The sequence below is a fragment of the Paraburkholderia phosphatilytica genome, from assembly GCF_003443895.1.
GTDB lineage: Bacteria > Pseudomonadota > Gammaproteobacteria > Burkholderiales > Burkholderiaceae > Paraburkholderia > Paraburkholderia phosphatilytica.
In genome coordinates, this window is record NZ_QQOA01000002.1 from 262768 (window position 1) to 275038 (window position 12271).

Genomic DNA, 12271 nt, shown 5'->3' on the forward strand with positions numbered 1-12271 from the left:
ATTACTGCGGCTGGTAGATCGAATCGAACACGCCGCCGTCCGCGAAATGCGTCTTCTGCGCGTTGGTCCAGCCGCCGAACGTGTCGTCGACCGTGTACAGCTTCAGCTTCGGAAACTTCGCGGTGAGCGCGGCCGGCACCTTGTCCGAGCGCGGCCGGTAGAAGTTCTTCGCGGCGATCTCCTGGCCCTCCTCGCTATACAGGAAGTTCAGATACGCTTCGGCCACCTTGCGCGTGCCGTGTTTGTCGACGACCTTGTCGACCACCGCGACGGGCGGCTCGGCGAGAATGCTGATCGACGGCACGACGATCTCGAACTTGTCGGCACCGAATTCCTTCTGCGACAGAAATGCTTCGTTTTCCCAGGCAATCAGCACATCGCCGATACCGCGCTGCACGAAGCTCGTGGTCGCGCCGCGCGCGCCCGAATCGAGCACGCCGGCGTTCTTGTACAGCTTCGTCACGAATTCCTTCGCCTTCGCGTCGTTGCCGCCCGGCTGATGCAGCGCGTACGCCCACGCGGCCAGATAGTTCCAGCGCGCGCCGCCCGACGTCTTCGGGTTCGGCGTGACGATCGACACGCCCGGCTTCACGAGATCGTCCCAGTCCTTGATGTGCTTCGGATTGCCCTTGCGCACGAGAAACACGATCGTCGACGTGTACGGCGATGCGTTGTCCGGCAGACGCTTCTGCCAGTTCTTGTCGACGAGTCCTTTGCTGGCCAGCGCGTCGATGTCGTACGCGAGCGCGAGCGTCACGACGTCGGCCTGCAGGCCGTCGAGCACCGAACGCGCCTGCGCGCCGGAGCCGCCGTGCGACTGTTTGAAGTCGATCGTCTCGCCGGTCTTCGCCTTCCATTCCTTGCCGAATGCCTGGTCGATGTCCTGATACAGCTCGCGCGTCGGGTCGTACGACACGTTCAGCAGCGTCGTGTCCGCGTGCGCATGGGCGACGAATCCCGCCGACGCCGTGACCCCCACCGCGAGCGCGAGTGCCCAGCGCTGCGCGCGCAGACGCAGCGCGGCGGCTGCGTGGCGTACGCGACTCGGCACGCGGTTCGTGCGCCGTTCAATTCCTGCGTTGCCCACCGCGTCGCTCGCGCGATTCCCCGTGTTCCGATCGACCATCTGGTTCTCCGACTCGTTCGTTGTCCGCCTCTGCCCGCCTGGCTGGAAGGCCGATGCGGCAGGCGTTGGCTCGATGTCGGGCCAGTCTATCGACGGGCTTTCATCATCAAAAATAATTGTTTTTCACTTTTTTATACGTAAAAGTGGTAATGACGGCTGGAAGCGGCGTTGCGGCCCGTTTTCCGCTGCTGACACGCCGGTTTCCGACGTTATCGCGGCGGGACGATGGGCGGCGCGCAACACCGTAAGCGCCAAACTTAAAGTAAAGCTTGAAATGCGCCCGATACTGTATAAAAATACAGACACCTGTTCATCCATACAGTGGCGCTCATGACCAAACTCACCGCACGTCAGCAGCAGGTTTTCGATCTGATCCGCCGCGCGATCGAGCGCACCGGCTTTCCGCCCACGCGCGCGGAGATCGCGGCCGAGCTCGGCTTCAGCTCGGCGAACTCGGCGGAAGAACATCTGCGGGCGCTGGCGCGCAAGGGCGTGATCGAACTCGCCGCGGGCGCTTCGCGCGGCATCCGTCTGCTGATGGGCTCGGAAGACGCGCCGCACCAGTTCACGCTGCCGTCGGCGGGGTTGATGCAGTTGTCGCTGCCGCTCGTTGGCCGGGTGGCGGCCGGTAGCCCGATCCTCGCTACGGAACACGTGTCGCAGCACTACGCGTGCGACCCGGCGCTGTTCTCGAGCAAGCCCGATTACCTGTTGAAGGTGCGCGGCCTGTCCATGCGCGACGCGGGCATTCTGGACGGCGACCTGCTCGCGGTGCAGAAGCGCAGTGAAGCGAAAGACGGCCAGATCATCGTCGCACGGCTGGGCGACGACGTCACGGTCAAGCGCCTGAAGCGCCGGCCGAACGGCATCGAGCTGATCGCCGAAAACCCCGATTATGAAAACATCTTCGTTCAGGCCGGCAGCGCCGAATTTGCGCTCGAAGGCATTGCGGTCGGCCTGATCCGCCCCACCGAATTCTGAACGCCGACCGGAGAATCCCATGGAACGACTCGCCCGCCTGTTGCCTTTCCGCCAGTTCGGCCGTCTGCGTCATCTGCGCCAGGTGGCTTCGTGCGCCTCGCTTGCGTCGGTCGCCTCGGTTGCCGGGGCCACGTCGCGCGCCGCGGCGCAACGCACGCTGTCATTGTTCGATCGCGATGCCGAGCCCGCACCGGCGCTGCCGTCCGCGCAGCCGGCTTTCGCCCGCGTGTCGCTGAACGCAGGCCTTAATTCGGAGCCCGCACGCCGCGCGCCGGTACGCGTGTATCACGGCCCGTCGCGCACCATTATGGTCGGCACGATGGACGCGGTCTGCCAGATGATCGATCGCTGCATCGATGAAGAGCGCGCCGCGCTCGGCGCGTGACTCACGTGTGATCCGTGTGTGAAGTGCGTGTGGTCGCCATCAAGGGAGCATGAAGGCACGCATGAAGGCAGTCACACACCATTCAAGGAATCATTCCCCGCTGCGAACAGTCCATCTCACATCGTCCTTTATGGAGTGTCGAACCGATGGGTGTTCCAGCAGGCAAATTTCCCAGTAGCAATAGTCCCGGCGGCAATCCGCCCGGCCGGCCGCGCGCAGTGCGCTGGCTGACGGGTACCGTCGTCGCGATCCTGATCGTCGCGTTGCTCGCATGGCTGTACGCCACGCCGTATATCGCGCTGGATAGACTGAAACGCGCCGCGGATGCGCGCGACGCGGCAACGGTCAATCAATACGTCGATTTCCCGTCGCTACGCGACAGCCTGAAGCAGCAGGTCACCGGTCTGCTCACGCGGCGGCTCGAAGCAAGCGGGCGAGGCAGTCCGTTCGCGGTGATCGGCGCGATGATCGGCGCGGCGCTGATCGGTCCGCTCGTCGATTCGTATGCAACGCCCGACGGTGTCGCCGCGATCCTGAATGGCATGCCGCCGCGTGGCAATCCGGGTGAGCGCCCACCCGCGCCGCCGGCAGCACCGCTTTCCGGTAGCGAAGGTCCGGCCGGCTCGAACGTGCCTGCACCGTCACAGCCGCCCGCGACGGGCAACGCGCCCGGCGCGCCAGCCCAACCGCAGGGCGCACCGCCACAGCCGCCTCAAACCACGACCGGCTATCGCGGGCTCAATGAGTTCGTGGTGACCTACCAGCATGGCGTCGGCGATACGCGCTATTCGGCGATCTTCCGTCGCGATGGGGTGTGGTCGTGGAAATTGTCGGCGGTGGATCTGAACGGCTGACGCCGCGGCGGTCGCCACGTCAACGTGACGAGCGCCGTGGGCAAGACTTCGACGCCGCGTAGCGGCGCCGAGCACCGCAGCGCGGCTTCAAGCCGCGGCTTGCTGCACTTCCTGAGCGGACGAGCAGGCCACGAGAATGCTGCACGACACGCGGTCGAGCAGCGGCGTGTTGCCCGCGCCCATCCACCAGCGCGACAGGCCGGTGCGGCAGCGGTGTCCAACCACCACCAGGTCGACGTGCAACTCGTTCGCAAGGTTGGCGATTTCGTCGATCGGATGACCGAACGCGAAGTGTCCCTGCGCGCGCACGCCCCGCTCCGTCAACCAGTCGACGCCTTCCTGAAGAATGTCGCGCGCGGTTTTCTCGAAGCTGCCGCACGCGACGTCGGTCAACAGACCGGCGCTTTGCGCAATGCTCGAACGCATATCGACGACGGATAGCAGATGCGTCTCCGCCTTCAGATCCAGCGCGAGATCGGCACCGCAACGCAGTGCTTTTCGGCCCTCGCGGGAGCCGTCGTAACAAAGCAGGATTTTCTGATAACTGGCCATATTGGTCTCCCTCCCCGCGGCATTCGCGGTAATCGATTGAATCATGGTGCGGCGCACCCGACGTGACAAGAGATGGAAAACGCTTAGTGATCCCGTCTAGTGGTTCACCCTGAATACGTCGCACGGGTCAATGATTGACCTGGCAATCGTCGCTGGATCCGCACGTTCATTGCACATCTGCTGCACACCCGCTGTGCGCATGCATTCTGCAAGCGCTTCAAGCGATGTGATTCCACAGGTTCATGCACAGAAAGCACGCACAGAAGCGGGTCAACCCGCCGCACGCATGAATGGAGTAGCAAAGTCCGAACCAGGTGTGGGCCCGTGTCGGGTGCGGCCACGCCAGCATGGCCGGGTGACATGGAGCGGAGTCTCCACGCCGATGGTCCCGGATACCACGCATCCCTCAAGCGACATAAACGACAGTCGCAAGTCGATTGATTCGGCATCCGGATTATCTCGATCGAAGCCGCCAGCCGCGAAGATCAACCGGTCCATCGACGTCATCATCGTCGCGCCGCCCCGCCGCCTGCGCTGCGGCGCGGCACAACACCGATACGTTCGATGCCCTAGAATAGGCAGCCGCCTCCGCGCACACGTGGTTTTGTCCGCCATCACGTCGTCGCGCCGGCGCATCGAGATAACGACAGGTCGCACGCTCAGCACGCGGCCGGGAGCACGCATTCATCCATGTCAGCACCCGCCATCGAGTTTCACGACGTCAGGAAGCACTACGGAGACAAAACGGTCGTCGACGGTCTGTCGTTCCATGTCCAGAGCGGCGAGTGCTTCGGCCTGCTGGGGCCGAACGGCGCCGGCAAAACAACCACGCTGCGCATGCTGCTCGGTATCGCCGCGCCCGATGCCGGCGCGATCCGCCTGTGCGGCGAGCCGATTCCGTCGCGCGCGCGGCATGCACGAGCGCGCGTCGGCGTCGTGCCGCAGTTCGACAATCTCGACCCCGACTTCACCGTCCGCGAGAACCTGCTCGTATTCGGCCGTTACTTCGGTCTCACCGCGGCCGAAACGCGCGCAATGGTGCCGTCGCTGCTCGAATTCGCGCGGCTGGAGAACAAGGCGGATGCGCGGGTCAACGAACTGTCGGGCGGCATGAAGCGGCGCCTGACGCTCGCCCGCGCGCTCGTCAACGATCCCGACGTGCTGATCATGGACGAGCCGACCACCGGTCTCGATCCGCAGGCGCGCCACCTGATCTGGGAACGTCTGCGCTCGCTGCTCGCGCGCGGCAAGACGATCCTGCTGACCACGCATTTCATGGAGGAAGCCGAACGCCTGTGCGACCGGCTGTGCGTGATCGAGGAAGGGCGCAAGATTGCGGAAGGTGCGCCGAAAGAATTGATCGCGTCCGAGATCGGCTGCGACGTCGTCGAGATTTTTGGACCCGACCCGGTTGCGCTGCGCGACGAACTCGCGCCGCTGTCGGTGCGCACGGACATCAGCGGCGAGACGCTGTTCTGCTACGTCACCGATGCGCAGCCGATCCACGAGCGGCTCGCGAAACGGCCGGACCTGCGCTATATCCACCGTCCGGCGAATCTCGAGGACGTGTTCCTGCGCCTCACCGGCCGCGAGATGCAGGACTGAGGCATGCGCCGAAGCAACGTCACCCGATAGCGTCAACCCGACACGACACACACTTCCATGGACGCCCGTACCTACGACCAACCCGACCGCGCGGCGCCATCGCGCGAACGACTCGTCGCCCTGCCCGCCACGCCGTTCAACTGGGTGTCGGTGTGGCGCCGCAACTACCTCGTGTGGCGCAAGCTCGCGCTCGCGTCGATGTTCGGCAATCTCGCGGACCCGATGATCTATCTGTTCGGCCTCGGCTTCGGGCTCGGTTTGATGGTGGGGCACGTGGACGGCGTGTCGTACATCGCGTTTCTCGCGGCCGGCACGGTAGCGTCGAGCGTGATGATGTCCGCGAGCTTCGAGGCGATGTATTCGGGCTTCTCGCGCATGCACGTGCAGCGCACGTGGGAGGCGATCATGCACACGCCGCTGTCGCTCGGCGACGTGGTGCTCGGTGAAGTGATGTGGGCCGGCAGCAAGGCGCTGCTGTCCGGTGCGGCGATCATGCTGGTGGCAGGCGTGCTCGGCTACGCGACGTTCCCGTCGATGCTGATCGCGTTGCCCGTGATCGCGCTTGCGGGCCTCGCGTTCGCGAGCGTCGCGATGATCGTGACGGCGCTCGCGCCGTCGTACGACTTCTTCATGTTCTACCAGACGCTCGCGCTCACGCCGATGCTGCTGCTCTCCGGCGTGTTCTTCCCGCTCGCGCAATTGCCGGCAGCCGCACGCGCCGTCGCGCAGGTGCTGCCGCTTGCGAACGCGGTGGAACTGATCCGCCCGGCGATGCTGGGCCGCCCGCTCGACGACCCATGGCTGCATCTGGGCGTGCTGGCCGCCTATACGGTGGTGGCGTTCCTGATCGCGGCCGTGCTGTTCCGGCGGCGCATGATGCGCTGACCTGACCGCTTTCGGCGCTCACGCGAGCCGCTGCCCCCTGTAGCACGACGACGTAGAAACTCAGTCTTCGTCGTCGGACCAGGGGATATCGACGTCCGAGATGAACGCGACGGTGGCGAACGGGCCGCCGTCCTGCCGGCCGAGCTTGCCGTCGGCGCGATGCCATTCGACGCGAAACACCGTGGCCGGCGTGTCGGACAGCAGACGGACCGTGCGGACTTCGTCGGGATCGGCCTCTTCGACCGGACCGTCGAGCGACACGAGGAGCGTCTGCGGCCACAGGCCATCGGCCGGGTCATAGATGCGGTCGCCGTCGGGAACGGACGTGGAGGCTTCGACGCCGATCGTGCCGGATGCCTCGACGATCATCTTGCCGAGCGCGCGAAGCAGCGCGGTGGCGCGGGCGGAATTCGCCTGACGGATCGCGAGGTCGCCGCGGGTGAGCGCCTGCTCAAGCTTCGGATTGGTTTTTTGCTGCGCCATTCGTTTTCCTGGATTCAAAAGACTGTCCGGCCGCCGGAACCGGCCCAATTGCGACTCCACCGCGACCCCATCGCGCCCCGACCGGACCTGTCCGTCGAATCGTACCACTGGCGGGCGCGCCGCCGGGCATCGCATGATCACAGGATAGTCAACTTGCGACGGGTCACGGCGGCGATGCGCGTTTTCTTTGCCGTTTGCCGCCCGAGGGCGGCCAGGGGCCGCTTTGGTCCATCAAGGCGCCGGGTTCGGCTGCCGGTCGTGGAGCGCGTCGATCTCGGCGAGGATCTCCGGCGACAGCTTCACGTCGACGCTCGCGATGTTCTCCTTCAGCTGCGCGATCGACGTCGCGCCGATCAGGTTGCTGGTGGTGAACGGCCGGCTGTTGACGAACACGAGCGCGAGCTGCGCGGGCGACAGCTCATGGCGCTTCGCGAGCGCGACGTAGCGCGAGATCGCCTCGATGGACTGCGGCTTGCTATAGCGCGCGAAGCGTTCGAACAGCGTGATGCGCGCGCCCTCGGGCCGCGCCCCGCCCTCGTACTTGCCCGACAGCCAGCCGAACGCCATCGGCGAATACGCGAGCAGGCCCACGCCTTCGCGATGCGTGAACTCCGACAGGCCCGTTTCGAACGTGCGGTTCACGAGGCTGTACGGATTCTGGATGCTGACGATGCGCGGCAGACCGAGCTTTTCCGCGGCGCGGAGAAACTGCGCGACGCCCCACGGCGTTTCGTTCGACACGCCGATATGGCGCACCTTGCCCGCCTTCACGAAGTCCGCGAGCACCGACAGCGTTTCCTCGATCGGCACCGTGTACGCGTCGTCCACCCACGGATACGCGCCGCGGCCGAAGGTCGTCGTGCTGCGATCGGGCCAGTGCAGCTGGTACAGGTCGACGTAGTCCGTCTGCAGACGCGCGAGGCTGCCTTCAAGCGCTTCGGTCAGGTTCTTGCGGTCGAACTGGTTGCCCTCGCCACGAATATGACGCGGGTTATGCGGCTGACGCGCGGGACCCGCGATCTTCGTGGCCAGCACGATCGAATCGCGGCGCGCCTGGTTCTTTGCGAGCCACGTGCCGATGTAGCGCTCGGTCAGCCCTTGCGTCTCCGGACGCGGCGGCACCGGGTACATTTCGGCCGCGTCGATCAGCGTCACGCCACGCTCGAGCGCGTAGTCGATCTGCGCGTGCGCGTCGCTTTCCGTGTTCTGTTCGCCCCACGTCATTGTGCCGAGGCCGATCAGGCTCACCTGCACGTCTGAATTGCCGAGTCTGCGGTATTCCATCGAAAGTCCTGTCTGGTGAACGGTTGGGTGCGCCGTTGAGTGCGGTCCGCAGCGAAACTACTGAACCCGCGAAGTTACCACGGCAGCGCGACAGTTGCAGGCTCGCCGGGACGGCCGCCGACACATACCGCAGCGATGCCCAACCCGCGAGCAACCGTCCGAAGGCGTGCGCCATCGCACAGTCGCACCCGGGCCGCGCGGCTAGAGTCCACAGGGTCGGCCAACGCGATGCTGTCAGAAGAAAAACATCGCCTCGTCGCCGCGCAGCGTCCATCTGCGTCGCCCCCGGGGAACACACTCATGATCTTTCGCAATGTCATTCAGATAGAACGCGCCCGTCAGGCGCCGCCGACTGCCGCTCACCTTGCCTACCGTCCCGCGCACGCGCGCGAAACGGCGATCGCGGTCGGGCTGTTCGGTCTCCTGCCGTTCGTCGCGATGCTGCTGCTCGTGCTCGGCACGACACACGGCAATTTCACGTACACGCTCGACGATCCGTACATCCATCTCGCACTCGCGCGAAACCTGTGGCATGGCCATTACGGGATCAATGCGAGCGAGCTGTCGGCGCCGAGTTCGAGCATTTTGTGGCCGTTCCTGCTGGCGCCGTTCGCGACGCTTGGCGCGGCGTTCGAATACGTGCCGCTCGCGATCAACGCCGTGTGCCTGTTCGCGACCGTCGCGGTGATTCACCGGATGTTCGCGGGAATGCCGGCAACGCCGCGCTACACGATCACGGCGCTGCTGACGCTCTCGCTGAATCTGGTCGGGCTGGTGTTCACGGGGATGGAGCACAGCCTGCAGGTGCTGCTGACCGCCGTCGCGATCCTGCCGGTGCTGCCGGTGCTCAGAAAGCGCTTCGAAGCGACTGCGACGCTGCCGTTTCACGTGATCGCGGCGATCACGCTGCTGCCGCTCGTGCGCTACGAGGGGCTCGCGATCTCGGTGCCGGTGCTGGCGTTCCTCTTCGTGCGCGGATACCGGCGCGAGGCGATCGTGTCGATGTCGATCATCGGCGTGGTGATGGTCGGCTTCTCGCTGTTCCTGTACGCGAACGGGCTCGGGCTGCTGCCTTCTTCGGTGATGGCGAAGACGGGGCTCGGCCAGACGGCCGCGCTGCTCGCGAACCTGCGCTCGAATCTGGTGATCTATGGCTTCCTCGCGATTCCGCTCGCGTGGGTGCTGCGCGTGTTGTGGAGAACGGATCGCGCGCGCTTCGGCGTGGTGCTCGCGGCGAGCGTGCTGTACTTCCTGTTCGGCCGCAATGGCTGGTTCGGGCGCTACGAGGTGTTCTATCTGCTGTTCGTCGTCGCGATGAGCGCGCGGCTCGCGCTGCGCGTGGGCGGCAAGCTGTTGCCGGCGATGCTGCTGCTGCCGCTCGCGCTTTCGATGCTCGTGAAGCCGACGTTGCAGACGCCGTTCGCGGCAGCCAACGTCGCGTCGCAACAGGCGCAAACGGCGCGGCTCGCGCGGATGCTGAACGCGCCGGTGGCAGTGAACGACCTTGGGCTCGTCGCGCTGCGTTCGGGGCAGTACACGCTCGACCTGTGGGGGCTCGGTTCCGCCGACGCGCTGCGGCACCGGGTGGCGCACGATCCTGCATCGAACTGGATGCCGGCGCTGATGGCCGCGCATCACGTGCGCTATGCGTTCGTGTATAGCGCGTGGTTTCCGGACCGGCCGGCTTCGTGGATCAAGGTGGGTGAGCTGGTTTTGAATCAGAAGCGGGTTACGGCGGACGATTCTGTCGTGAGTCTTTATGCGACTGATCCGGCTGCGGCGGAGACGCTGAGGAATATGTTGGTGGATTTTGGCGCGCAGCGGGAGTGGGAGGCGTATTCGGTGAAGGTGGAGTGAGGGGGAGTGAAGGGGAAGCAATAGCGGCCGACGGTATGGGTCGGCTTGTGACAGATGGCGGCGCGGATGCGCCGCCATTTTCACTTGTACGCTCGCTACTTCGCAATCGCCGCACTAGCCGGCGGCGGCGCATGCAACATCCGGTCGTTGGTGGTCTGGTCGGGACGCTTGATCGGCATGTTGTCGGGGTTGTGCGCGCTTGCGCCGCTCGCGGCGGATTGCGGCGGCTTCACCATCGATGCGTCGGCGCCGTCGCTGCCGCTGGCCGCTGGCTCCTTCTGCGCGAACGCCATCACGCTCGTGCACGCGCAAGCCGCGAATACAGCCACGCGAGCCGCGATCGCCGCGACAGTCGATGCATGCTGCGTGAAATGAATGCGGTTCATTCGATCGCTCCCAGGCGGCGCCCTCGCCGCCAAGTGACTAGTCTCTCGCCGAGTGGACTCCGCGCCTCGCAGCAAGTTCGCAGGTCTCGCGCGAATCCGGTACGACATCACCGCTGGTCAAGCAATGCCCGGACCTCGGTCCGGCGAAGCGTCGATCAACAGTCGATCAAAACAAAAACGCCACCCGAAGGTGGCGCTTTCAACTTCTCTATCCAGCGTTGGACGGGAACGTCTCCCGTCCGGTACCCATCGAGTGGATACGGCCGGCGATCAGTGACCGAAGAATACAGCCTGGTTGGCCGGCGTACGGACACCCGATTGCGACGACACGTTGTTCACGCCGCCGTAAGCCGAGTTGTCGCGAGCAGCGTTCTGCTCGGCGGCAACCGTCTGTGCGCTTTGGCCTTGTTGCGAAGCCGGGGCGCCGATGGTCGGGTTGTAGTGGGGAGCCGGGCCGTAGCCGCTTGCGAAAGCAGGAGCAGCAAAGGCGGTCGAAGCAACGATCAGGGCAGCAGCGATAAGCTTGGTGTTCATGGTGTTACCTCCAATAGAGTTTTCGGGTTACGAAAGACGCTGCGGAAGCGAGGTCGGTTACGTCGCGTTGCAACATCGATGAGATGCAGTGTATACCCCTACTATCGATTCTTTGTCTCGATAATTTGAATTTACTATTCCTTCGCTGGGAACAATGGCAAGAAGCCTTGTGGGACGGGGATTTCAATAGGGCGCAATGGGTCCGTCGAGGCTCACGACGCCGGTTGCGGTAAAATGCAAGGTCGCTTTTCAGCCCGCTTTACCGCGCTTTTAGCCTTTCCGAACCCGCTTTTTATGCCTTTTGATCAAGTTTCCAGCCCGCGTCGCGTCACCGTGGCGCCGATGATGGATTGGACCGACCGCCATTGCCGCTCGCTGCACCGGATGCTGTCCCGCCACGCCTGGCTCTACACGGAGATGGTGACGACGGGTGCGCTGATCCACGGCGACGTGGCGCGGCACCTCGCCTTCACGGCGGACGAAGCGCCCGTCGCGCTGCAGCTCGGCGGCAGCGAGCCGGACGACCTCGCGCGTTCGGCGAAGCTCGGCGAGCAGTGGGGCTACGACGAAATCAACCTGAACTGCGGCTGCCCGTCGGAACGGGTGCAGCGCGGCGCGTTCGGCGCGTGCCTGATGAACGAGCCGCAACTGGTGGCGGACTGCGTGAAGGCGATGCGTGACGTTGTCTCGGTGCCGGTGACGGTGAAGCACCGGATCGGCGTCGATGCGGTCGAGGAATACGGCTTCGTGCGCGACTTCGTCGGCACGGTGTCCGAGGCGGGCTGCGAGGTGTTCATCGTGCACGCGCGCAACGCGATCCTGAAGGGCCTGAGCCCGAAGGAGAATCGCGAGATTCCGCCGCTCAAGTACGAGTACGCGTATCAGCTGAAGCGCGACTTCCCGGCGCTCGAGATCATCATCAACGGCGGCATCAAGACGCTCGATGAAATCGACGCGCACCTGAAACATGTCGATGGTGTGATGCTCGGTCGCGAGGCGTATCACAACCCGTATCTGCTCGCGGACATCGATGCGCGTTTCTACGGCTCCACCGAAACGCCGCTTACGCGCGAACAGGTCGAGGAAAAGCTGATCGCGTACTGCGCGGCCGAACTCGCGCGCGGCACGTATCTGGGCGCGATCGTGCGACATGCGCTGGGGCTGTATCGCGGTGTGTCAGGCGCGCGTGGCTGGCGCCGTGTGCTTTCGGACAACAAGGCGCTCGCGCGCGCCGATCTCGCGATCTTCGATGAAGCGCGTCGTCATCTGCGCGAGCCGAGCGAAATGTTTGAATAAGGGGCTAGGCAAACGCAAAAGTCGTTTGTATAATCTCGCTTCT

At 64.8% G+C, this 12271-nt stretch carries 13 protein-coding genes and 1 pseudogene; 7 read left to right on the top strand and 7 right to left on the bottom strand.

All coding sequences use genetic code 11. The features are described from left to right. Nucleotide 1: 1 nt before the first annotated feature. Both DVS29_RS02965 and DVS29_RS37175 read right to left on the bottom strand, forming a co-directional pair. Entirely contained in the window at nucleotides 2-1126 is a 1125-nt protein-coding gene (locus tag DVS29_RS02965; protein ID WP_240655433.1) for a sulfate ABC transporter substrate-binding protein, read from the bottom strand. A 123-nt stretch (nucleotides 1127-1249) separates the two neighbouring features. Beyond that, nucleotides 1250-1444, bottom strand: a complete 195-nt coding sequence (locus DVS29_RS37175; protein ID WP_164707832.1) for a hypothetical protein — start codon at nucleotides 1442-1444, stop codon at nucleotides 1250-1252. A 12-nt stretch (nucleotides 1445-1456) separates the two neighbouring features. On the opposite strand from DVS29_RS37175, the gene lexA reads away from it, so the two are divergent. The 3 genes from lexA (at nucleotide 1457) to DVS29_RS02985 (ending at nucleotide 3346) form a co-directional block, all read left to right on the top strand. Beyond that, the gene (lexA, locus tag DVS29_RS02975) at nucleotides 1457-2107 is read left to right on the top strand and encodes a transcriptional repressor LexA (RefSeq protein WP_118178948.1); all 651 of its coding nucleotides are present in this window, start codon (nucleotides 1457-1459) and stop codon (nucleotides 2105-2107) included. Between the two features lie 19 nt (nucleotides 2108-2126). Continuing rightward, on the top strand, nucleotides 2127-2492 hold the full coding sequence (locus DVS29_RS02980) for a hypothetical protein (RefSeq protein ID WP_118178949.1): 366 nt from the start codon (nucleotides 2127-2129) through the stop codon (nucleotides 2490-2492). A gap of 146 nt (nucleotides 2493-2638) precedes the next feature. Then, nucleotides 2639-3346, top strand: a complete 708-nt coding sequence (locus DVS29_RS02985) for a DUF2939 domain-containing protein (protein WP_118178950.1) — start codon at nucleotides 2639-2641, stop codon at nucleotides 3344-3346. Nucleotides 3347-3433: 87 nt separating this feature from the next. Here DVS29_RS02985 and DVS29_RS02990 read toward each other — a convergent pair whose 3' ends face one another. Continuing rightward, on the bottom strand, nucleotides 3434-3898 hold the full coding sequence (locus DVS29_RS02990; RefSeq protein ID WP_118178951.1) for a universal stress protein: 465 nt from the start codon (nucleotides 3896-3898) through the stop codon (nucleotides 3434-3436). Nucleotides 3899-4585: 687 nt separating this feature from the next. Between DVS29_RS02990 and nodI the strand changes: the two are divergent. Both nodI and DVS29_RS03000 read left to right on the top strand, forming a co-directional pair. After that, a pseudogene (nodI, locus tag DVS29_RS02995) lies at nucleotides 4586-5503 on the top strand (nodulation factor ABC transporter ATP-binding protein NodI); the annotation flags it as partial. Nucleotides 5504-5560: 57 nt separating this feature from the next. Then, nucleotides 5561-6388, top strand: coding sequence for an ABC transporter permease (locus tag DVS29_RS03000; protein WP_118178953.1), 828 nt, complete (start codon nucleotides 5561-5563; stop codon nucleotides 6386-6388). 60 nt (nucleotides 6389-6448) lie between these two features. Here DVS29_RS03000 and DVS29_RS03005 read toward each other — a convergent pair whose 3' ends face one another. Further along, entirely contained in the window at nucleotides 6449-6871 is a 423-nt protein-coding gene (locus tag DVS29_RS03005; RefSeq protein WP_118178954.1) for a hypothetical protein, read from the bottom strand. A 231-nt stretch (nucleotides 6872-7102) separates the two neighbouring features. Further along, nucleotides 7103-8155 (bottom strand): NADP(H)-dependent aldo-keto reductase, encoded by a 1053-nt coding sequence (locus DVS29_RS03010; RefSeq protein WP_118178955.1) that lies wholly within the window; start codon nucleotides 8153-8155, stop codon nucleotides 7103-7105. 300 nt (nucleotides 8156-8455) lie between these two features. Here DVS29_RS03010 and DVS29_RS03015 point away from each other — a divergent pair, with 300 nt between their 5' ends. Beyond that, nucleotides 8456-10012: a hypothetical protein gene (locus DVS29_RS03015; protein ID WP_118178956.1), complete on the top strand. Its 1557-nt coding sequence runs from the start codon at nucleotides 8456-8458 to the stop codon at nucleotides 10010-10012. Between the two features lie 95 nt (nucleotides 10013-10107). Here DVS29_RS03015 and DVS29_RS03020 read toward each other — a convergent pair whose 3' ends face one another. Together DVS29_RS03020 and DVS29_RS03025 are read right to left on the bottom strand one after the other, a co-directional pair. After that, on the bottom strand, nucleotides 10108-10398 hold the full coding sequence (locus DVS29_RS03020) for a hypothetical protein (protein WP_118178957.1): 291 nt from the start codon (nucleotides 10396-10398) through the stop codon (nucleotides 10108-10110). 270 nt (nucleotides 10399-10668) lie between these two features. Continuing rightward, nucleotides 10669-10932: a hypothetical protein gene (locus DVS29_RS03025; RefSeq protein WP_118178958.1), complete on the bottom strand. Its 264-nt coding sequence runs from the start codon at nucleotides 10930-10932 to the stop codon at nucleotides 10669-10671. Between the two features lie 294 nt (nucleotides 10933-11226). Between DVS29_RS03025 and dusA the strand changes: the two genes are divergently transcribed. Beyond that, nucleotides 11227-12228 (top strand): tRNA dihydrouridine(20/20a) synthase DusA, encoded by a 1002-nt coding sequence (dusA, locus tag DVS29_RS03030; RefSeq protein ID WP_118178959.1) that lies wholly within the window; start codon nucleotides 11227-11229, stop codon nucleotides 12226-12228. Nucleotides 12229-12271 lie beyond the last annotated feature (43 nt).